This is a genomic window from Streptomyces filipinensis (genome assembly GCF_014649495.1).
GTDB classification, from domain to species: Bacteria; Actinomycetota; Actinomycetes; order Streptomycetales; family Streptomycetaceae; genus Streptomyces; species Streptomyces filipinensis.
Genome location: NZ_BMTD01000023.1, coordinates 98,506 through 120,358, shown reverse-complemented (window position 1 = coordinate 120,358; position 21,853 = coordinate 98,506). Strand labels below are relative to the sequence as shown.

The 21,853-nt window shown below is 72.0% G+C and carries 16 protein-coding genes; 8 read left to right on the top strand and 8 right to left on the bottom strand.

Annotated elements, in window-relative coordinates; all coding sequences use genetic code 11:
• The first annotated feature begins 572 nt into the window (after positions 1-572).
• Both IE244_RS35760 and ptsP read left to right on the top strand, forming a co-directional pair.
• On the top strand, positions 573-1,022 hold the full coding sequence (locus IE244_RS35760) for a PTS sugar transporter subunit IIA (RefSeq protein ID WP_191877742.1): 450 nt from the start codon (positions 573-575) through the stop codon (positions 1,020-1,022).
• A 79-nt stretch (positions 1,023-1,101) separates the two neighbouring features.
• Positions 1,102-2,772, top strand: coding sequence for a phosphoenolpyruvate--protein phosphotransferase (ptsP, locus tag IE244_RS35755; protein WP_191877741.1), 1,671 nt, complete (start codon positions 1,102-1,104; stop codon positions 2,770-2,772).
• 115 nt (positions 2,773-2,887) lie between these two features.
• Here ptsP and IE244_RS35750 read toward each other — a convergent pair whose 3' ends face one another.
• Positions 2,888-3,781, bottom strand: a complete 894-nt coding sequence (locus tag IE244_RS35750; protein WP_191877740.1) for a DUF8829 domain-containing protein — start codon at positions 3,779-3,781, stop codon at positions 2,888-2,890.
• 146 nt (positions 3,782-3,927) lie between these two features.
• Complete coding sequence (locus IE244_RS35745) at positions 3,928-5,904, bottom strand: acetoacetate--CoA ligase (protein WP_191877739.1); 1,977 nt, start codon at positions 5,902-5,904, stop codon at positions 3,928-3,930.
• 215 nt (positions 5,905-6,119) lie between these two features.
• On the opposite strand from IE244_RS35745, the gene IE244_RS35740 reads away from it, so the two are divergent.
• Entirely contained in the window at positions 6,120-8,480 is a 2,361-nt protein-coding gene (locus tag IE244_RS35740) for a glycoside hydrolase family 31 protein (RefSeq protein ID WP_191877738.1), read from the top strand.
• Between the two features lie 193 nt (positions 8,481-8,673).
• On the opposite strand, the gene IE244_RS35735 is transcribed toward IE244_RS35740, so the two are convergent.
• Together IE244_RS35735 and IE244_RS35730 are read right to left on the bottom strand one after the other, a co-directional pair.
• Positions 8,674-9,210 carry an NUDIX domain-containing protein gene (locus IE244_RS35735; protein ID WP_191877737.1) on the bottom strand — a complete coding sequence of 179 codons (537 nt, stop codon included), beginning with the start codon at positions 9,208-9,210 and terminating at the stop codon, positions 8,674-8,676.
• A gap of 46 nt (positions 9,211-9,256) precedes the next feature.
• Positions 9,257-10,066, bottom strand: coding sequence for a M15 family metallopeptidase (locus IE244_RS35730; protein ID WP_191877736.1), 810 nt, complete (start codon positions 10,064-10,066; stop codon positions 9,257-9,259).
• Between the two features lie 166 nt (positions 10,067-10,232).
• Between IE244_RS35730 and IE244_RS35725 the strand changes: the two genes are divergently transcribed.
• The 5 genes from IE244_RS35725 (at position 10,233) to glpK (ending at position 16,345) form a co-directional block, all read left to right on the top strand.
• Entirely contained in the window at positions 10,233-10,679 is a 447-nt protein-coding gene (locus tag IE244_RS35725) for a Zn-ribbon domain-containing OB-fold protein (protein ID WP_191877735.1), read from the top strand.
• Complete coding sequence (locus IE244_RS35720; RefSeq protein ID WP_191877734.1) at positions 10,676-11,866, top strand: lipid-transfer protein; 1,191 nt, start codon at positions 10,676-10,678, stop codon at positions 11,864-11,866. The genes IE244_RS35725 and IE244_RS35720 overlap by 4 nt, the downstream gene beginning before the upstream one ends.
• A 131-nt stretch (positions 11,867-11,997) precedes the next feature.
• Entirely contained in the window at positions 11,998-13,647 is a 1,650-nt protein-coding gene (locus IE244_RS35715) for a GGDEF domain-containing protein (protein ID WP_191877733.1), read from the top strand.
• Between the two features lie 342 nt (positions 13,648-13,989).
• Positions 13,990-14,739 carry an MIP/aquaporin family protein gene (locus tag IE244_RS35710; RefSeq protein WP_191877732.1) on the top strand — a complete coding sequence of 250 codons (750 nt, stop codon included), beginning with the start codon at positions 13,990-13,992 and terminating at the stop codon, positions 14,737-14,739.
• A gap of 85 nt (positions 14,740-14,824) precedes the next feature.
• A complete protein-coding gene (gene glpK, locus IE244_RS35705) occupies positions 14,825-16,345 on the top strand; it encodes a glycerol kinase GlpK (protein WP_191877731.1) in 1,521 nt (506 codons plus the stop codon).
• An 87-nt stretch (positions 16,346-16,432) separates the two neighbouring features.
• Here the strand turns inward: glpK and IE244_RS35700 are convergent, their stop codons facing one another.
• From IE244_RS35700 to IE244_RS35685, 4 genes are all read right to left on the bottom strand, one after another.
• Positions 16,433-17,038 carry a GTP-binding protein gene (locus IE244_RS35700; protein WP_191877730.1) on the bottom strand — a complete coding sequence of 202 codons (606 nt, stop codon included), beginning with the start codon at positions 17,036-17,038 and terminating at the stop codon, positions 16,433-16,435.
• Between the two features lie 293 nt (positions 17,039-17,331).
• Positions 17,332-17,727 (bottom strand): DUF742 domain-containing protein, encoded by a 396-nt coding sequence (locus IE244_RS35695; protein WP_191877729.1) that lies wholly within the window; start codon positions 17,725-17,727, stop codon positions 17,332-17,334.
• A 9-nt stretch (positions 17,728-17,736) separates the two neighbouring features.
• A complete protein-coding gene (locus tag IE244_RS35690) occupies positions 17,737-18,171 on the bottom strand; it encodes a roadblock/LC7 domain-containing protein (protein ID WP_031174404.1) in 435 nt (144 codons plus the stop codon).
• Positions 18,168-21,560 carry a sensor histidine kinase gene (locus tag IE244_RS35685; RefSeq protein ID WP_191877728.1) on the bottom strand — a complete coding sequence of 1,131 codons (3,393 nt, stop codon included), beginning with the start codon at positions 21,558-21,560 and terminating at the stop codon, positions 18,168-18,170. The genes IE244_RS35690 and IE244_RS35685 overlap by 4 nt, the downstream gene beginning before the upstream one ends.
• Positions 21,561-21,853: the final 293 nt, after the last annotated feature.

The window sequence follows — 21,853 nt, the reverse complement described above, 5'->3', positions numbered from 1 at the left end:
GTTAAGCACGCCGCCAGCGTTCGTCCTGAGCCAGGATCAAACTCTCCGTGAATGTTTTCCCGTGATCGGGATGAACACCACGAGAGCGGAACCACCGGAGGAATAATCCGATGGTTCACAGCGTCCTCGCTGTGTTTTTCAAAGGAACCTCGCCACCGGAAAGATCCGGTAGACGGGGTATCAACATATCTGGCGTTGATTTTTGGCACGCTGTTGAGTTCTCAAGGAACGGTCGCTTCCTTTGTACTCACCCTCTCGGGCTTTCCTCCGGGCTTCCCTTCGGTGTTTCAAACTCTACCAGGGTTTTTCCGTCTCCCTGACCACCCTCCTGCAGACATGCAGAAGCGGATCCAGAGATTAGGATCTGACGAGTTTGGGTTCCGCCGAGCGAGGATGCTTTCGCGTCCCTTCGCCCTAAGCAGGAGTACGACTGTACACGGAGCCTTGAACGGGGTGCAAATCCGCGGGGTTGGTGGTCTAGACCACTAGCTGGTAGCTTCCATACGGAACCGCCCGTTCACATGACATACGCTGCTGCTCAGTGCGCAGCTCCACTCCTTGGGAGGCTTCCCATGACCACCGTGACGTCCCCTCTCGCTGGACGTGCCATCGGACTGGCCGAAGTGCCGGATCCGGTCTTTTCCGGGGCCATGGTCGGCCCGGGCACCGCGATCGACCCCGTGCGTGAGTTCTCCGAGGCCGTCGCACCCGTCGACGGCGTGATCGTTTCCCTGCACCCGCACGCCTTCGTCGTGGTCGACGAGAGCGGGCACGGCGTGCTCACCCACCTCGGCATCGACACCGTGCAGCTCAACGGCGAGGGTTTCGAGCTCCTCGTCAGCAAGGGCGACACCGTGACGCGCGGTCAGGCGATCGTGCGCTGGAACCCCGCCGCCGTAGAGGCCGCCGGCAAGTCCCCCGTCTGCCCCGTCGTCGCACTCGAAGCCACGGCCGAGTCCCTCTCCGACCTCCGTGACAGCGGTGACGTGAAGGCCGGCGACAGCCTCTTCTCCTGGGGCTGACGGCACGGCCGTCGCAGGACGGCGCACAGGACAACCACCACGGCGGCACAACCGGGCCGCACTATCGGAGACGGGTGAGATGGAGACAACGCTGCGAGGCGTCGGCGTGAGCCATGGCGTGGCCATCGGCGAGGTTCGGCACATGGGTACGGCGGTGCTGGAGCCGCCGGCCAAGCAGATCCCACCGGAGGAGGCCGAGCGGGAGCAGGGGCGGGCTCGCCAGGCGGTGGACGCCGTCGCCGCCGATCTGGTGGCGCGCGGCAATCTGGCGGGTGGCGAGGCCCAGGCCGTGCTTGAGGCGCAGGCCATGATGGCCCAGGACCCCGAGCTGATGGCGGACGTGGACCGGAGGATCGCCGTCGGCAGCACGGCCGAGCGCGCGGTGTACGACGCGTTCGCGGCGTACCGGGAGCTGCTGGCGGGTGCCGGTGAGTACCTCGCCGGTCGGGTAGCCGACCTTGATGACGTGCGGAATCGTATCGTCGCGCGGTTGCTGGGCGTTCCGATGCCGGGTGTACCGGACAGCGACGAGCCGTATGTGCTCGTGGCGCGGGACCTTGCTCCGGCTGACACCGCACTGCTGGATCCGTCTCTGGTGCTCGGTTTCGTGACCGAGGAGGGTGGGCCGACCAGTCACAGCGCGATCCTCGCGCGGGCGCTGGGTGTGCCGGCGGTCGTGGCGCTGCCGGGTGCCGGTGAGCTGGCGGAGGGCACGGTGATCGCCGTCGACGGCAGCACCGGCGACATCTTCGTGAACCCGACCGAGGCGAAGAAGGCGGAGCTGGAGGCCGCGGCCGCCGAGCGGAAGGCCGCGCTGGCCGCCTCGACCGGGCCGGGTGCGACGGCGGACGGTCACAAGGTGCCGCTGCTGGCCAACGTGGGCGGCCCGGCGGACGTGCCGGCCGCGGTGGATGCCGGGGCCGAGGGTGTCGGTCTGTTCCGTACCGAGTTCCTGTTCCTGGACGACAGCAAGAACGCTCCTTCCGAGCAGAAGCAGGTGGAGGCCTACCGGCAGGTGCTGGAGGCGTTCCCCGAGAGTCGTGTGGTCGTGCGGGTGCTGGACGCCGGAGCCGACAAGCCGCTGGACTTCCTGACGCCGGCCGACGAGCCGAACCCTGCGCTGGGTGTTCGGGGTCTGCGGACGCTGCTGGACCACCCCGAGATCCTGCGCACGCAGCTGACGGCGCTGGCGAAGGCCGCCGAGGGGCTGCCCGTCTACCTTGAGATCATGGCGCCCATGGTGGCGGACCGGGCGGACGCCAGGGCGTTCGCGGACGCGTGCCGTGCGGCGGGGCTGCGGGCGAAGTTCGGCGCGATGGTGGAGATCCCGTCGGCCGCGCTGCGGGCGCGTTCGATTCTGCAGGAGGTCGAGTTCCTGTCGCTGGGGACGAACGACCTCGCGCAGTACACGTTCGCGGCCGACCGGCAGGTCGGTGCGGTGTCCCGGCTGCAGGACCCGTGGCAGCCGGCGCTGCTCGACCTGGTCGCGCTGTCCGCGGAGGCGGCCAAGGCCGAGGGCAAGAGCTGTGGCGTGTGCGGCGAGGCGGCGTCCGACCCGCTGCTGGCGTGTGTGCTGACCGGTCTGGGTGTCACCTCCCTGTCCATGGGTGCGGCGTCCATTCCTTATGTGCGGGCGACGCTGGCGAAGTACACGCTGGCGCAGTGCGAGCGGGCGGCGGCTGCCGCGCGTGCCGCGGACAGCGCCGAGGAGGCGCGCAGCGCGGCACAGGCGGTGCTGTCCGGCGAGTAGCCGTACCGGTGCATGCGATGTGCCGGGTGCAGGGGCGTCCCGCCTTCGGGTGGGGCGCCCCTGGTGCGTTCGCGCTGGTGCCGGCGTGGTCAGCGCGACCGTCGCGTCGGCTTGTTCAGTGCCGGTGGTCCGGTGTCGCGCTCTCGTCTCCGAGGTCGGGGGGCCGGCAGTAGTCGACACCGGGCTCCGGTGAGATGAGGTCGCCGGATTCGACGTCGGTGCAGTAGGCGTCGAAGACTTCCGAGGCGGTGAGTGGTTCGAGGGTGCCGGCGCGCAGTCGCCAGCCGTAGACGCGGTCGGTCGTGTCCGGGGCGCTGGTGCGCAGGACGAGTCCGCCCGGGCTGCGGGTCGCGAGGCCCAGTGCGAGGACGCTGGTGAATTCCAGGGCCTCGGCGTCGTCGAGTCGGGTCCCGCCATGGCCGTCCTGGTCGCCGTGCAGGACGGAGACCAGGGTGTCCGGTGGTCCGGAGACGCTGCACACGAGGTGGCGGTCGCCGGCTGGTGCGGTGTCGAGGATACGGATCAGGAGGTCGGAAGCCCGGGTGAAGGCTGCCCTGCCGATGTCCTCGCCGCAGGTGGGGCAGGGGCCGAGGCGGGAGAGCATGGTGGTGGCGTATTCCCAGGTCGCCTGGCGTACGGCCTCGTCCACGAGGGCGGGTACGAGGGTGGTGAGGGGTCGGCCGTCGTAGGGGATGGTGGGGCCCGTGGCCGCGAGTTGCGCGGTGAACCGGGTCCGGCTTGCCGGCACTTCCGGGTCCAGGCCGGCTTCCGCGCAGTAGGCGGCGTAGTCGTCGGGGTCGAACAGGGCCAGTGTGGTGTGGGTGCCCTGGTCGGCGCGGGTCTTGAGGACGGCTTCGACCTGCTGGAGGTAGGTCGCGTGGTCGTCGAAGGCGAAGGTGCGATAGCGCCGCATGGCCCGGAAGTCGTGTTCGTCGGTGAGCAGACCGATGGTGCCGGCGATCTCGCGGCGCAGGACGCGTCGCATGGTCTGATGGTCGGTGTGCGCCATGTTTCCCCCTGAGTGCGCAGTCGATCGATGCTCACTCACCGTAACCGGCGGCACTGACAACGGGCCGGTGTCGCGCGGTCGGCCCCGGGCTTCGCCGCCGTGCCGGCGAGTCCGGGGCCGCTGTGGAGGGTGCGGTGTGCGGGGAGTCAGGCGCGTTTGCGGGCGAGTTCCTTGTAGAAGTCGAGCAGGGCCAGGTTGTCGATGGAGCCCGGGTTGACCGCCTTCTCGACCGGGGTGCCCTGGAGCAGGCGCTTGACCGGGACCTCGATGCGCTTGCCGGTGAGGGTGTGCGGGATGCCGGGGACCTCAAGGATCTCGTCGGGCACGTGACGTGGCGAGAGCTGCTCGCGGATCGCCTGCTTGACGCGGTTCAGGAGTGCCTCGTCGAGGACGGCGCCCGGCGCGAGGTGCACGAAGAGCGGCATCCAGTAGCCGCCGTCGGGTTGTTCGATGCCGATGACCAGGGATTCCCTGATCTCGGGGAGGCGCTCGACGACCTCGTAGATGTCGGCCGAGCCCATGCGCACGCCCTGCCGGTTGAGGGTGGAGTCGGAGCGGCCGTGGATGATCACGGTGTCGCGCGAGGTGACCGTGATCCAGTCGCCGTGGCGCCAGACGCCGGGGTAGGTGTCGAAGTAGCTGTCGTGGTAGCGGCTGCCGTCGGGGTCGTTCCAGAAGTGGATCGGCATGGAGGGCATGGGGTTGGTGACGACCAGCTCGCCGACCTCGTCGACGACGGGCTTGCCGCTGGGGTCCCAGGCCTGCAGGTCGGTGCCGAGGCCGGGGGCCTGGAGTTCGCCGGTGTACACCGGGAGGGTCGGGACGCCGCCGGCGAAGCAGGAGCAGACGTCGGTGCCCCCGCTGACGGAGGCGATCCACAGGTCGGCCCCGCGGTCCGCGAACTCGTCGTGCAGCCAGCGGAAGCCGTCGGGGGGCAGGGGGGATCCGGTCGTGGCGACGCACTTGACCGTGGACAGGTCGTGGTCACGCGCGGGGTGGACGCCGGCCTTGCGGCAGGCCATGACGTAGGCGGCGGAGGTGCCGTAGAGGGTGGCTCCCGTGCGCTCCGCGACCTTCCACTGGGCGCCGGTGTCGGGGTAGCCGGGGCTGCCGTCGTACAGGACGATCGTCGTGCCCGTGAGCAGGCCGGAGACGAGGAAGTTCCACATCATCCAGCCGGTCGAGGTGTACCAGAAGAAACGGTCCTCGGGGCCGAGGTCGCAGTGCAGGCCGAGCTGCTTGAGGTGTTCGAGGAGGATGCCGCCCTGGGACTGGACGATGGCCTTGGGCAGGCCGGTGGTGCCGGAGGAGTACAGCACCCACAGCGGGTGGTCGAACGGGACCTGCTCGAAGACGGGCTCGGTGTCCGCGGCGGTCAGCGCCGACCACTCCAGTGCTCCCTCGGGTGCCTCGGTGCCGAGCAGCGGGATGTGGACGACGGCGCGCACGGTGGGCAGCTCGCGGCGGAGCTCGGCGACGATGTCGCGGCGGTCGTGCTCCTTGCCGCCGTACCGGTAGCCGTCGACGGTGAACAGGACGACGGGTTCGACCTGCTGGAAGCGGTCCAGGACGCTGCGGGCGCCGAAGTCGGGGGCGCAGGAGGTCCAGACGGCGCCGACGGCGGCCGTGGCGAGGAGGGCGACGACGGCCTGCGGGATGTTGGGCAGGTAGCCGCTGACGCGGTCTCCGGGGCGGACACCGAGGGTGCGGAGCTCGGCGGCGAGCGAGCCGACCTGGCGGCGCAGCTCGGCCCAGGTCACGGGGCGTGGCTCGTGGGTCTCGTCGACGTACAGGAGGGCGGGCTGGTCCGCGCGGTCGGCCGCGGCGCGCAGGGCGTGCTCGGCGTAGTTGAGGGTGGCTTCGGGGAACCACTGGGCGCCGGGCATGGCGCGGTCGCCGAGGACGCGCGCGTAGGGCGTCGAGAAGCGTACGTCGAACCACTCGGTGACGGCTTTCCAGAAGGTGTCCAGCTGGTCCACGGACCACTGGTGCAGGGTGGGGTAGCCGCCTTCGGCCGGGGCGCCGTGGTGCTGGGCGGCCCATGCCTGGAACTGGGTGATGCGGGCCTGGGCGATCCGCTCGGGATCGGGCTGCCAGAGCGGCTGAGGGTTCGCGGTCGACATGGGTGCGGCTCCCGGGCTGTGCGCGTCGTGTGCGTCGGTCCGCGCACGGGCTGGGGTGTGCGCGTGACGCGGCTGACAGGGACGATGCCATGTGATCGACTTCTACACCAGGGTGCGCCCCACATAGTCGGTGTCGTGAAGATGTGGTCCTGGCACGGGTGAACGGCAGTTGAACGACACGCGCGCGTGGGGTGCTCAGTGGCAGGGTGAGCAGCATGGACGGTCGTGACCTGGTGCGTTCGGTGAGTGTGGTCGGTTCGGGGAGGGCGGCTCGGGGGTTGCGTACCGTGCGGGCCGCGTGGCGCAGGAGGCGGATCGATGCCGCCGGGCTGCCGCGGCGGGGGGCCGAGCGGGCACGGGTCCCGGGTCAGGTGGCGGGCGTGGAGGCGGGGCCCGGTGGTGGGCTGATCCGGTTCGGCCGGTCCGAGCTGCGGATCATCGTCGCGGTGAACGGGGCGGTGTTCTGGGGGTGGGACGGGGCGGGTCCGCAGCCGTCGTACGCGCTCGCGGTGAGCTGTCCGGAGCCGGATCCGCGGGCGGTGCTGGAGCCGGACAAGGACGGTGGCTGGCGGGTGGTCGCCGAGCGTGTGACGGTCACCGTCTCGCGGCACGGCGCGGTGGAGGTGTGCACGCCCGGTGGGGTGACCCTGCGGCGGGATCTGCCGCCGCGCTGGTGGGAGCCGGTCGGCGGGGGCACGGCACGGTGGATGCAGCGGTCGGAGGTGACGGCGGACGCTCGCTTCTTCGGTCTGGGCGGCCGGGCGTCGGGCCCCCGGCTGCGGGACGGCACGTACCGGCTGTGGAACACCGATCCCGGCAGGGCGTTCGGGCCCGGCGACGATCCGCTGTATCTGACGATGCCGGTTCAGCTGGTGGTGGCCGACGCCGGTACGCACCTGGTGTTCCACGACTCCCCGTGGGACGGCACGGTGGTCCTGCGGGAGGGTGAGGAGGGCGCCGGGTCCGGGCACGACCGGGCGGGGCGCTGCGAGATGCGGATGGACGGCGGTCCGCTGCGCTGCTGGGTGATGGTGGGTACGCCCGCGCGCGTGCTGCACACCTGGGCCTCGCTGACCGGGGCGCCCGCGCTCCCGCCGTCATGGGCTCTGGGCCACCATCACGCGCGGTGGGGCTTCGGCAGCGAGCAGGAGGTGCGCCGGATCGTCGCGGGTTACCAGGAGCGCGGTCTGCCGCTGGACGCCGTGCACCTGGACATCGACCACTATGACGACCACCAGGTGTTCACGGTCGATGAGGAGCGTTTCCCGAAGCTGCCCCAGCTGGCCGACGAGCTGCGGCGGGACGGGATCCGGCTGGTGTCGATCGTCGACGCGGCCGTGCGGGCCGCGCCGGGCAACGCCGTCTACGACGGTGGCGCGGCCGTGGACGCGTTCGTGCGGGACGGCTCGGGGCGCGAGGTGCGGGGCGTGGTGTGGGCCGGGGAGTCGGTCTTTCCCGACTTCACGCACGCGCGCGTGCGCACGTGGTGGGGCGGGCTGTACGAGGAGCGGCTGGGGCAGGGCTTCGCGGGGTTCTGGCACGACATGAACGAGCCGACGTCGTTCAACGCTTTCGGGGAGCCGACCCTGCCGCGGTCGGCCCGGCACGCCCTGGAGGGGCGCGGGGGCGATCACCGGGAAGCGCACAACGTCTACGCGCTGTGCATGGCGCGGGCGGGTTACGAGGGGCTGCGCCGGCTGTCGCCCCAGGAGCGGCCGTTTCTGTTCTCCCGCTCGGGCTGGGCGGGCATGCAGCGCTACGCGGGCACCTGGTCGGGGGACGTGGCGACGGGCTGGCCGGGGCTGCGGGCGTCGCTGTCGCTGGTGCTGGGCCTCGGTCTGTGCGGGGTGCCGTACTCGGGTCCGGACGTGGGCGGTTACGACGGCAGTCCGTCGCCGGAGCTGTACCTCAGGTGGTTCCAGCTCGGCGCCTATCTGCCGCTGTTCCGCACGCACGCGAGTCTGCGGGCGGGACGCAGGGAGCCCTGGGAGTTCGGTGCCGAGGTGCTGGAGCACGCGCGTGTGGCGCTGCTCGAACGGCGGAGGCTGCTGCCGTACTTCGTCACGCTGGCTCATCTGGCGCGGCGCACCGGCGCGCCCTATGTGCGGCCGTTGTGGTGGGGGGCGCCGGAGGACCGGGCGCTGCGCGACTGCGAGGACACGTTTCTGCTCGGGGACGGTCTGCTGGTCGCCCCGGTGCTGGACCCGGGTGCCGACCGGCGTGCGGTGCAGCTGCCGCGGGGCCTTTGGTACGACACGGTGACGGAGGAGGCCTACGAGGGGCCGGCGCAGGTCCTGGTCGACGCGCCGCTGGAGCGGATACCGGTGTTCGCGCGGGCGGGAGCGGTCATCCCGGTGCGCGGTGCCGACGGGCGCCTGGAGCTGGAGGTGTGGGCACCCGCGCGTGGCCGGACGGGAGGCGGTCTGGTCGTGGCGGACGCGGGCGACGGCTGGGAGGAGACGGAGATCGAGCGCTACGTCGCTCGCCGGCAGGGCGGTGGGGTGGCGGTCACCCGGGAGCGGGTGGACGGTTCCGCCGAGCCGTCCTACCCGGTGCGGGTACGGGGCCTGGGCTGAGCCTGCCCGGGCGGGTGCGAGGACCGCGCTGCGCCGGCCCGACCGGGGTGTCGCTGATCCGCCCCGTGCGAGGGCTGCGCTGATCCGCCCCCCGTGCGAGGGCTGCGCTGGGCCGGCCCCGTGGATCCCGGCCCGGCGGTTCGGCCGGGCCGGTCCTTGGGGTGCGGTGCGCGGCTGGGCCGAGCCGCGTGCCTCAGACGTACCGGCCGCTGAACCAGGCCCGTACGGCCGCGGTGTGCAGCGGGAAGGCGAGTTCCCCGGGCCGGCGCAGCAGCTGCCAGCCCTCGGTCTCGTTCGTGCGAGTGGAGGGCGGCAGTGCCTCCACCGGGCGTTCCGGGAGCAGTCCGAACAGCAGCAGGTGGCCGTCCGGCGAACTCATGGCGTCCACGAGCCGCACATCGCGCGCGGCCGCGTCGATACCGGTCTCCTCCTTGAGTTCGCGTACGACGGCCTGCTTCCAGTCCTCCCGGTCGTCGATGTAGCCGCCGGGCAGCGCCGTGCCCCCGCGCGCGGGGGCGACGGTCCGGGTGATCACGACCAGGGCGGTGCCCTTGGTGTCGTACACGGGCTGGAGCGCGACCGCCACGGGGAGCGGATTGCGGTAGGCGACGGTCCCGCACGACGGGCAGGTGCGCGGCCAGCCGGAAACGCCCTCTCCGTAGGGCGACCCGCAGCTCGAACAGTGGGAGTCCGGTGCGGAGTTGGCAGTGGAGTGCTGAGTTTCGGACACGCGCGGACTGTATCCGATCAGAAGAAGGGCGTCTTCCGCTGTCCGCTCAGTGCCCGCTGATGAGCGACTTCCAGGACACGGGGAAGTCGAAGTACGTGTCCGGATAGGGCTCGGGCTGGTAGGTGAAGTGCCACCACTCCTCGGCGAGGTTCACGAATCCGAGGCTTTCGAGGGTGTTCTTGAGGAGCAGTCGGTTGGTCCTCTGTTCGCCCTGGACGCGCGGGTCCATCGTGTGCGCAAGGGGGTCGAAACAGTCGAAACCCGTGCCCATGTCGACGGAGTTGTCGGGGAAACGCTCGTTCTTGGGCGCGTAGCAGGGGACGAGCGGCTCCCCGGGGTGGTAGGGCCGGGTCGGCCTCGCCGGAAGCCTCACGATCGTGAGGTCCATGGTCGAGCCGCGGCTGTGGCCGGACTTCGCCGCGATGTAACCGTCCTCGAACAGACGGGTCTTGTCGACGTCCGGGTAGAACTCGCCCTTCATCGCCTGGTCGCCGAGGTCCTTGGCCCAGCGGACGAAGTGGTCGACGGCTCGCTGTGGCCGGTAGCAGTCGTAGACCTTGAGGGTGTAGCCCTTGCGCAGCAGCTTCAGCTGGGCCCTGTGGAGGGCGTCCGCGGCCGGGCGGGTGAGGATGCAGATCGGCTGCTCGTAGCCGTCGATGCGCTCGCCGACGAAGTTGTGCGGGGTGAAGTAGCGCATCTCCTGGAGGATCGTCGGGTCCACGGTGGACAGGGCTACGAAGTCCTTCGGCGCTCTGGGCTCCGTCTTCGCCTGGGCCGTGGCGGAGGAGGCGGTGACGGCCAGCAGGGCGGCGAGTGCGGTCACGAGACCGCGGACCGCACGGGTGAGTCGTGTCATGCCCCCTGCATCTATCAGGTGGGCGTGGCGGCCGGGAAGCGATCGGAGGCGATTCCCCCGGAAGCACGGCGGGGCGGCCGGCAACACCGCGGTGGGCACCCTGCCGTTTTCCGGTCGCCCGTGGCACACTCCTGACGCTACGTCAGAAACCTGGCGAGGAGGACCTGTGCCGCACTCACGCACCCCCGCGGTGGCCGGCTGGTTCACCGGCGAGAACGACGACTTCCGGCTCCTGGGCACCCGCTGCCCGTCCTGCACCGCGGTCTTCTTCCCGCGCGAGGACACGCACTGCCGCAATCCGCACTGCGAGGGCGCCTCACTGGAGGAGGTACCGCTGTCGCGAACGGGGCGAATCTGGTCGTACACGGACAGCCGCTACCGTCCACCGTCACCCTATGTGAGCGACCGGGAACTCCCCTGGGAGCCGTACGCGTTGATCGCGGTGGAGCTGCAGGCAGAGCGGATCGTGGTGCTCGGGCAGGCGGCTCCCGGGGTCACCGTCGCCGATCTGACGGTGGGCATGGAGGTGGAGGTCGTCCCCGGAGTGCTCCACGAGGACGCGGAGACCACCTGGACGACCTGGCACTGGCGGCCGACGGAGGTGAGGGCGTGACGAGGGACGTGGCGGTGCTCGGCGCGGGCATGCATCCCTGGGGCAAGTGGGGACGCCCCTTCGTGGAGTACGGGACGACGGCGGCCCGTGCGGCGCTCGCGGACGCCGGCGTCGCCTGGGGCGACGTCGGTTCGGTCGTGGGCGCGGACACCGTGCGTGGCGGCTATCCCGGGTATGTGGCGGGAGCGACGTTCGCCAGGGCCCTGGGCTGGCAGGGGGCCAGGGTCACCAGTGTGTACGCGGCATGCGCCTCCGGAGCCCAGGCGATCGCCGCGGCACGGGCGCAGATCCTCGCCGGCCTCGCGGACGTCGTCCTCGTGGTGGGGGCGGACGCGGCACCCAAGGGGTTCTTCCGGCCCGCCGGCGGGGACCGCCCCGACGACCCGGACTGGCTGCGCTTCCGCCTGCTGGGCGCGACGAACCCGACGTACTTCGGTCTGTACGCGCGGCGGCGGATGGCGGTGCACGGGGACACACCGGAGGACTTCGCCCTGGTCAAGGTGAAGAACGCGGCCATGGGCGCGCTCAACCCGTTCGCGCGCTACCGCAAGCGGGTCACCGCCGAGGAGGTCGCCGCGTCCGCGGTGGTCGCCGATCCGCTGCGGCTGCTCGACATCTGCGCCACCTCCGACGGCGGCGCGGCCCTGGTGCTCTCCAGCCTAGACTTCGCGCGTCGGCACGGTGCGGCCCATCCGGTGCGGATCCGCGCGGTGTCGACGGTGACCCCGCGTTTCCCCAGCACGGTGCTGGACCTGCCGGACATCGCCACCGACCCGGCGCTCGCCGTGCGGCCGTCGGACGAGAGCTTCCGGGCATCCATCGCCCGGGTGGCCTACGAGGAGGCGGGCCTGGGCCCCGAGGACCTGTCCGTCGCCGAGGTCTACGACCTGTCCACCGCGCTGGAGCTGCAGTGGTACGAGGATCTCGGGCTGTGCGGCGAGGGCGAGGGGGCGAAGCTCCTGCGGGAGGGCGCGACGGCCCCGGGCGGCCGGACACCCGTCAACACCAGTGGCGGGCTCGCCTCGTTCGGGGAGGCGGTGCCGGCCCAGGCCATCGCCCAGGTGTGCGAGCTGACCTTGCAGCTGAGAGGCGCGGCGGGCGACCGGCAGATCGCCGGGGCACGGGTGGGAATCTCTGCCAACCAGGGGCTTTTCGGGCACGGTTCGGCGGTGGTCGTGGTGCGGTGACGCGGACCGGGAACCGTTGTGTGACACGAGTGACCAGAGAGACTGTCCACCCTGCGTGATCACCCCGGAATGCTGCGTGAACGTCTTATGAACTGGGCCTGGGGACACGCGGGCGGCGCAATCATGCTCCCGTGCACTCCTGGACGGACACTCTCCGCTTCGCCTTCCAGCCGGTGGTCAACCTGAGGACGGGCGCGGTCGCCGCACTGGAGACACTCGCACGCCCGGAGACCGGTGACATCCTCGCCGAGGCCCGCCGGGACCCCGAACTCGACGGGCACCTCACCGTGTTGGCGCTCCGTGCCGCGACACGCAAGGAAACCCTGCTGCCGCTGCACCTCAACGTGTTCGCGGCCACCCTCGCCGACCTCGGCGGCCTCAGCCCGCTGCACGACGCCGTGCGCGCGGCCGGACGGATGCCCTGGGAAGTGACGCTGGACGTGGTTCCGCCCTACACGCACGTGCCGCAGCAGGCCCTGCTGGAGGCGGTGGCCGCGCTGCGCGAGCAGGGATTCCGGATCAGCGCGGACGGCGTCGGGGACGGCGACGTACCGCTGCGGCTACTCACCGACCTCGCCCCCGACCTGGTCAAGCTCGACGCCCCGCTGCTGGCCCGGCCGGCCGCGGTACGGGCGATGCGCACGCTGTGCGAGGAGCTGGGGGCCCTGGTCGCGGTGGAGGGGGTCGAGACGGAACTGCAGTGTGCGGGGGCGCTGTCGGCCGGGGCGCAGCTGGCCCAGGGCGAGCTGTTCGCGCCGCCGGCCCGGATCCCCGTCGCGGACGTATACGTTCCGCCCCGCTCCCCCGGTGCCGTCGGTGTGCCCCGGTCGGGGCCGTCGGTGCGGGAGTTCGTGCGCCCGGCCGCCGTGCTGCCGGTGACCGCCTCGGCGGGGCAGGTGCGCGCGCTGCTGACCGGCTCACCGGACGTCTCCGGTGTGCTGCTGGCGGACCAGGCAGGCCGGCCCGTGCGGTCGGTGCACCGTTCCCGCTTCCTGCTGTCGATGTCCGGCCGCTACGGGCACGCCCTGTACGCCGACCGGCCGGCGTACAAGCTTGGGGACGCGCCCCGCACGGTCGGGGTCGACGCCACCGCCTGGGAGGTGCTGGACGTCGTCGCGATCGGCTGCCGGGACCGGACCTCGGACGATGTCGCGGTGGTGGACCGGCACGGCCGGTGCGTGGGTGTCGTACGGCTCGCGGACCTGGTGCGGGCGCTGGCCGAGAGCCGGGTCGAGGAGGCGGCCGGGCTCAACCCGCTGACCCGGCTGCCCGGTTCGGACGCGATCACGGGCGAGGTGGACCGGTGGCTCGCGGACGGCCGGACGTTCGCGCTCAGCTGGCTGGACATCGACCACTTCAAGGAGGTCAACGACGGTGCCGGGTTCGCCGCGGGCGACGAACTGATCCGGTCGGTGGGCAGGGCGTTGCAGCGGGCCGTGTCGGGGCACGCGCGCGTGGGGCACATCGGCGGGGACGACTTCCTGGTGCTGGCCGAGGAGCAGGCACTCGATCCGCTGGTCGCCGCCGTGCTCGACGCGCCCTGGTCCGCGGGGGGCCGGCCGGTCACGCTCTCCCTCGCGACCATCGTGTGCGCACCGGGAAGTGTGGGCGACCACCGCCAGGCCGCCGCCCAGCTCGCTCCGCTGAAGAAGGCGGCCAAGGCGCTGCGCGGGGCGAGCTGGGTGCTGGGACGCGCCGGGCTGCCGGGCCATGAGGTCCGGCGCGGCTCGGGTGCGGCCACGGCCCAGGCCGGGTACGCGGCCGCCGAGCCAGGGTGGTGAACTCCCTTCCCGTTTCTGGCCTTCGGCACCCGGCATCGGTGACAGGGCCGCCGGGCGCGTCGCCGTCACCGCTGCCGTCGACAGCCTTGACGCCCCCGTGGCGCCGGTGAACACTTCCCGGTGTCAGCCGACATCGCCGTACATTCTCGGCGTTATCAGGCACTGCGCCACGGGTCTGTCCTGCTCACGGCCCGTCTCTCCTGGCGATACGGCTGCGCCGGCACGCTCGTCACGGACGCCGGGCGGGGCGCGGGGCCTCCCTGCCTCCGGCCGAAGTCGCCACGAACTTTCCTGCACGGAGGCCGGGGCCGAGCGCCCACGGCCGGCGCCAAGGGAGCCGCCATGAGCAATGGAGACATTTTCGTCGGCGAGGTCATCGGAACCGCGATCCTGATCCTGTTCGGTGCCGGTGTGTGTGCCGCCGTCACCCTCAGGTACTCCAAGGCACGGGCCTCGGGCTGGGTCGTCATCGCGTTCGGGTGGGGCTTCGGCGTCCTCGCGGGCGCGTACACCGCCGCTCCCCTCTCCGGGGGCCAGCTCAATCCCGCGGTCACCATCGGCATCGCCGTGGACACCGGGAAATGGGACAAGGTCTGGGTCTATCTGCTGGGCGAGACCGTCGGCGCGATGCTGGGTGCCGTCCTCGCCTACCTGGTGTACTTCGCGCAGTTCCAGGCCAACGTCCGCAAGGAGAGCACCACCGAGGGCACGGCCGACGAACCGGTGCCGACGCTCGGCATCTTCTCGACCATCCCGGAGATCCGGAACCCGATCGCCAACCTCGTCACCGAGATCATCGCGACGATGGCCCTCGTGCTGCCCGTTCTCGCCTTCGGGCTGACGAAGGGGCTCGGCGAGTCCGGCACCACGGTGCTGATCGTCTCGCTGCTCGTGGTGGGGATCGGCCTGTCGCTCGGCGGGCCCACCGGTTACGCCATCAATCCGGCCCGGGACCTCGGTCCGCGCATCGTGCACACGTTCCTGCCGATCCCGAACAAGGGCACGTCCGACTGGGGTTACGCCTGGATCCCGGTGGTCGGACCGCTGATCGGCGGGGCGCTCGCGGGCCTGGTCTACAACGTGGCCTTCTGACCCCAGCGACCGCAACGCGGCCTTCCGGCCATCACGCCGCATGCCCAGCGATCCGACCCAGCGACCCAGCGACCCAGGGACAGCCATGACGGACACCGCCGAGAAGTACGTCGCCGCCATCGACCAGGGCACCACGTCCAGCCGTTGCATCATCTTCGACCACGCCGGTGCCATCGTCGCCGTCGACCAGCGCGAGCACCGCCAGATCTTCCCCCAACCGGGCTGGGTGGAGCACGACGCGACCGAGATCTGGTCCAAGGTGCAGGCCGTGGTGGCCGGGGCACTCGCCAAGGCCGGGCTGCGCGCCGACCAGCTGAGCGCGCTCGGCATCACCAACCAGCGGGAGACGACGGTCCTGTGGGACCGCGCCACGGGCAAGCCCGTGCACAACGCGATCGTCTGGCAGGACACCCGCACCGCGGCCCTGTGCAGGGAACTGGGCGGCGCGGACGGCCAGGACCGCTTCCGCGAGCCGACCGGACTGCCGCTGGCGAGCTACTTCTCCGGGCCCAAGGCGGCCTGGTTGCTGGACCATGTGCCCGGCCTGAGGCAGCGGGCCGAACGCGGCGAGATCGCCTTCGGGACCATCGACTCCTGGCTGATCTGGAACCTCACCGGCGGCCCCGACGGCGGCCGGCACGTCACCGACGTCACCAACGCCGGCCGCACCCTGCTCATGAACCTGGAGACGCTGCAGTGGGATCCGGGCATCCTGAGCGCCATGAACGTGCCCGAGGCGGTCCTGCCCGAGATCAGGTCCTCCGCCGAGGTGTACGGCACGGCGGTCGGGCAGCTCGCCGGCGTGCCCGTCGCCTCCGCGCTGGGCGACCAGCAGGCCGCCGTCTTCGGGCAGGCCTGCTACGACGTGGGCACCGCGAAGAACACCTACGGCACCGGCAGTTTCCTGCTGCTGAACACCGGGAACCGGCCGGTGCCGTCCAAGAGCGGGCTGCTGACGACGATGGGCTACAAGATCGGCGGGGAGGCGCCGGTGTACTGCCTGGAGGGGTCCATAGCGATAACGGGCGCGCTGGTCCAGTGGTTCCGCGACCAGCTCGGGATCATCCGCACCGCCGACGAGATCGAGACGCTGGCGGCGAGCGTCGAGGACAACGGCGGCGCCTACATCGTGCCCGCGTTCTCGGGCCTGTTCGCGCCCTACTGGCGCTCCGACGCGCGCGGTGTGGTCACCGGTCTCACCCGGTACGTCACGAAGGCCCATCTCTCGCGCGCGGTGCTGGAGGCGACGAGCTGGCAGACCCGGGAGGTCGTGGACGCCATGTACCAGGATTCCGGGGTGCGGATCACCACCCTGAAGGTCGACGGCGGCATGACGAAGAACAACCTGCTCATGCAGCACCAGGCGGACGTCCTCGGCGTGCCGGTGATCCGGCCCCGGGTGTCGGAGACGACCTGTCTGGGCGCCGCCTACGCGGCCGGTCTGGCGACAGGCGTGTGGAACGACCTGGACGAGCTGAAGTCGCACTGGCAGCGGGACGCGGAGTGGACGCCGGCGATGGAGCCGTCGGTACGCGACCGCGAGTACCGCAACTGGCGCAAGGCCGTGGAGAAGAGCTTCGGCTGGCTGGAGGAGGACGGCGTGTAGCCATTCACGGCACGCGCGCGTGCGTGCCGCCCTCACCGGACCACGGCCCGTACCCCGGTCGGCGGGGGTACGGGCCGTGCCCGCCGGTCAGCCGAGGGCGGCCTGGCGGCGGTCGGCCGCGTGGTCCATCGCGTGCTGGACCACCCCGATGAGCACGTCCTTCACCGATTCCCGGTCACGCGCGTCGCACAGCAGGACGGGGACGCCCTCGTCCAGGTCGAGGGCCTGCCGGACGACCCCGGCCGGGTAGCGGGACGCTCCCTCGAAGCAGTTGACCCCGACGACGAAGGGGATGGAGCGCCGCTCGAAGTAGTCCACGGCGGCGAAGCAGTCCTCCAGACGGCGGGTGTCGGCGAGGACGACGGCGCCGAGCGCGCCCTCGGACAGCTCGTCCCACATGAACCAGAACCGTTCCTGCCCCGGTGTGCCGAAGAGGTACAGCACCAGGTCCTCGCGGAGCGTGATGCGGCCGAAGTCCATGGCCACCGTGGTGGTGTGCTTGCCCTCCACCCCGCTGGTGTCATCGACCGGACGCCCGGCCTCGGTGAGGAGTTCCTCGGTGCGCAGCGGTCTGATCTCGCTGACCGCTGCGACGAGGGTCGTCTTGCCCACGCCGAAGCCACCGGCCACGAGGATCTTGAGCGTGACCGGCTCGACCGGGGGCTTGCCTCGCTCAGAACGCCCGAAGATCATCGGTCTCTTCTCCTGCTAGATGGGGGTCGGGCGACGGCCGGCCGTGGCCGCCGCCAGGGGGTCCGCCTGGGGTGGCGAGGCCGGGTGAGCCGCCCGGACCGACGTCGGCCCGGCCGCGCGGGCCGGGTCCGATGGCCGTACGACCGGACCGGCGCTCCCGGCCGTCGCCGCCGCTCCTGTGCGCAACCCCCGGCTTCTCGCGCCTGCACGGCGACTGCCGTGCCGGGACTCGGTGTCCGTGCGGCGGGTGCCGGCCTGTCACGGCGGTACTCCGCATTCCGCTTCCGTACCGGTCACAGGGCCCGGAGACCGTTGATCACGTCGCGCAGAATGCTCTCGTCCGGCAGCTCGGCCGGGGGCACCGGACGCGAGACATGGACGAGTTCCGCGTGCACGAGGTCGCCGATGAGGACGCGCACCACGCCGATCGGCAGGTCGAGGTCGGCGGCGAGTTCGGCGACCGACTGCGGTTCGTCGCGGCAGAGCCCGACGATCTCCACATGCTCGGGCGACAGCGTCGGATCCGTTTCCGGATCGCCGGCCTCGGGTTCCGTGACGACCACCGCGATCAGGTCCAGCCGGTGCTGCGCGGTACTCGCCGTGCGGCCGCGCGTCATGGCGTACGGACGGACGACCGGTCCGGCGTCGTCGTCGAACCAGTGGTTTCTTCCCTGACCCTCTCCGCTCATGTCATCCCACTACCCGCCTGCGGGGAGATCGGTGCGGGGCGCCGCGCCCAGATGCACGCCGACCCGCTTGACCAGGAGCGTCATCTCGTAGGCGACCTGCCCGACGTCGGAGTCGGCGTCGGAGAGGACGGCGAGGCAGCTGCCGTCGCCGGCGGCGGTGACGAAGAGGAAGGCGTCGTCCAGCTCGACGACCGTCTGCCGGACGCTGCCCGCTTCGAAGTGCCGGCCCACGCCCTTGGCGAGGCTGTGGAAGCCGGAGGCGACGGCGGCCAGGTGCTCGCTGTCCTCCCTGGTCAGGTCCTTGGACACACCCGTTGGCAGGCCGTCGCCGGACAGGACGACGGCCTTGCGGATGCTGGCGACGCGGTCGACCAGGTCGTCCAGGAGCCAGTTCAGCTCCCCCTTGTTCGTCGCCGTGTGGCCGGTCGCCTTCGGTGCGGTCATCGACCGTCCCCCTTAGTCGTTCCTTGTGCTGTGCCGTTGTGGGCCCCGTCGCCCGCGGCGTTCTCCCGCCGGCCACGCTGCCAGCCACGCTGGAGCGAGGCCATCCGGCTGCGGACCTCCTCGGCGTCGCGGTCGGCGGGCTGCGCGGCGCGTTCGGCGCGCCGTGCGGTGTCCTGCTTGAGCTGAGGGGCCAGGCTGGCCTGGCGAACCCGCCGGGGCAGGGCTCCGGTGGGCGGCTCCGCGCCCGCCCCGGTGCCCACGGGGCCGCCGGTGCCGGTGAGGCCGGTGGCTTCGGTGGGGCCGGTGGCTTCGGTGGGGCCGGTGGCTTCGGTGGGGCCGGTGGCTTCGGCCGGTGGGGTCGTGTCCCGGGTGGTCGGAGGCGCACCGCCGGGCCGGCCCGGATCGGTGCGGAATCCGGCCGCCGGGCCGTCGAATCCCGTCGCGTCGCCGCCGAACCCGGCTGTCTCGCCGGGGGGCCGGACAGGGCCGCCGCTGGGACGGGACTCATAGCCGGTGAGCGCGGCCGCGCCGGCACCCGGCCGGAAGGCTCCCGCGATGGGGGGCTCGGCCGGGTCATCACCCGGCCGGAACCTTTCGCCGGCCGGCTCGGCCGGATCACCGAAGCGGTACCGCCTGCCCGCGGGGTCCACCACTCCCCCGCCGAAACGTCCCTGCTCATCGTGGGGTCCGGCCGCGCCGTCACCGAAACGGACCCGCTCATCGGGAGGCAGCCCCAGGCCCTCGTCCAGCGGCTCCATGAACCCCGGCTCCGGCCACTCCGCGGCACCGGCGGCCGGTCGGCCCGTGACGTCCCCGTCCGGCCGGCCGGTCACGCCGCCGTCCGACCGCGGCGCGGCACCCGCGCCGTCCCCGATGGCCGACCCGGTCCGGGTGCGGCGGGGCAGCGCCGGAACACCGGGGGCCGGGCCGGTGCCGGCGGCGGGAGCCGCGCCGCGGTCCGCGGCGCGATCGGTGAGTTCGGCGGGGCGCCGGGAAACAGTGGTGCGCCGGCGGGCGGGCAGCGGGGCGGGCCCGCCGGTCTCGGGGCGGCGGGGCGCGGCGGCGGCCTGCTGGTCCCCTTCGTCGCGCCGGGTGCGCTGGTCGGTGACGGGCTTGCCGTGCGAGCTGACCAGTTTGGGGGCCTGCCGGCGCGGCAACGGTATGGGGCCGCGCTCACCGGCCTCGTCGCGCGGCATGCGGTCGGCGGAAGCGGAGGCGGACACCGGGTCGTCGGCGCGGGAGCGGGGGCGGGGGCGGCGGGGCCGGAACAGTCCGCCGCGCTCGCTCTCCTCGTCGGCCAGGACGCCGGGGAAGTCGTCGACGGCGTCGAGATCCACGGGCGCCTCCAGCTCGACGGGGCCGTCCAGCAGGGAGGTGGGCCCGCCGGGCAGCTGCGCCGGCACCGCGGAGCGTCCGACGGCACGGTCCGCCGTCTGCCCGGTGCCCTTCACGGGGCGGTCCCGGTCGAGGCGGAAACCGATGCCGTTGGTGTCCGGTACGTCGTCGCTCAGCAGCGCGTCGGGGATGAAGACGACCGCGGTGGTACCGCCGTAGGGCGACGGCTGGAGGGAGACACGGACGTTCTGGCGCTGGGCGAGCCGGCTGACCACGAACAGGCCGAGCCGGTCGGTGTCGGAGAGTTCGAACTCGGGGGTCTCGGCCAGGCGCAGGTTGGCGTCCAGGAGTGCCTCGGCCGTCATGCCGAGCCCCCGGTCGTGGATCTCCAGCGTGAAGCCGTTGGCGACCCGCTCGCCGAGGACCTGTACGGCGGTGTGCGGCGGCGAGAAGACGGTGGCGTTCTCCAGGAGTTCGGCCACGAGGTGGGTGAGGTCGGCGACGGCCGGGCCGGTGACGGCGACGCGGGGCAGGCGCCGGACCTCGATGCGTTCGTAGTCCTCGACCTCGGCGACGGCGGCACGCACGACGTCCATCAGCTGCACGGGGCGGCGCCACTGCCGGGAGGGTGCGGCGCCGGAGAGGATCACCAGACCCTCGGCGTGCCGCCGCATGCGGGTGGTGAGGTGGTCCAGGCGGAAGAGGTCGGCGAGTTCGTCGGTGTCCTCGGTGCGGCGCTCCATGGCGTCGAGCAGGGTGAGCTGTTTGTGCAGCAGCACCTGGCTGCGGCGGGCGAGGTTGACGAAGACCTCGGAGACGCCGGAGCGCAGTTCGGCCTGTTTGACGGCGGCTTCGACGGCGGCCCGCTGAAGGGTGTTGAGGGCCTGGCCGACCTCGCCCATCTCGTTCTTGTCGTACTCCAGGCGCGGCGCCTCGGTCTCGACGTCGACCTGCTCACCGGCGGACAGGCGGCGCATCACGCTGGGCAGCCGGACCCCGGAGGCCTCGTGCGCCTCCAGGCGCAGCTGGCGCAGGTCGCGGATGAGTCCGCGGCCGACCCGGACCGACAGGACGAGGGAGAGCACGAGCGCGACCAGCCCGAGGAGGCCCGCGACGGCCGCCTGCGCGATGACCTCGACGGCCACGGGGCGGGTGCGGTCCTGGAAGCGGTCGCCCACCTGGTCGTCGAGGGCGCCGAGGTCGTCCAGCACGCTCGCGGCGGCGGCGTCCCAGCTCTGCGCCGTGACACCGCGGGGCGTGCCGGAGTCGGTGCCGGCGGCGGCCTGCTCGGCCGCGCGCAGGGGGGCCGTGGTGGCGTTGTTCCAGAAGCGTTCGTAGCGTTCGCGTTCGGCGGCGGGCAGCAGCGGCAGGCTCACGTCGTACAGGACGGTGCGCTGGGCGACGAGGTCGGAGATGTCGCGGGTCTCGTGGCGGGTGAGCCGGCCGACGACGAGGGAGGAGCCGAGCAGGGCGTCCTCGCGGGAGAGCAGTTCGCGGGCGCGGCCGATGTCGACCATCGCGCGGGCCTGTGCGTCCAGTTCGACGTCGTCGATGCCTTCGAGCGCGCCGAGCAGGGTGAAGCAGGGGTCGACGAGGCGGTTGTAGAGGTGCAGGGCCTGAGCGCGGGTGACCGTACCCGCCTCGACGGTGCGGCGCAGGGAGTCGAGGCCGTCGAAGGAGTCGAGGGCGGCGGTGAGGCGTTCGCTGTCGTCCGCGTCCATGGCGTCGAGGACGTCGTGGTCACCGGCGTTCTTCCGGATCCTCGCGATCGCCCGGTCGGTGGCGGTGCGGGTGCGCTGCAGCGCGGAGAGGGCGTCGGCGGCCCGCGGGTCGGCGAGGTAGACGAGGGTCTGCCGGCGTTCCTGCTGGAGGACGCGGACGGCGTCCTCGGCGGGGTAGCCGATGTCCTGTCTGACGTCCGTCACGTGGAACAGCCGGGCGACTTCACGCCCGGTGAGTACCGTTGCGAAGCCCCAGATGGCGGTCAGGGACACCAGCGGCACGAGAAGCAGCGCCACGATCTTCCGGCGGATGGACTTCCCGCGAAAGCGCATGGCCTCCCCCAGCTCGACCCCCGCAGGTCGGGGGTGCACATGTACGTCAACAAACGGCGCGAGCCTACTACCGCCTCACAGTTAACTCGAAGACACGTCCGGAAGGTTAACTTCCGCTCCCGCCGCGAGAGATGGCGAGTTGTCCGGGCATTACGGGAGATTGCCACCGCGATCCGGTATCCACGCCCGGCCCGACCGGGATGTCACGGCCGGGCGGTTGGCTTGTTTTTTTCGCCGGCGGGGAATCTTCCCGTGCTCCCGTGCGTCCTTCTCTACGGGAAATGGGGGCGGAA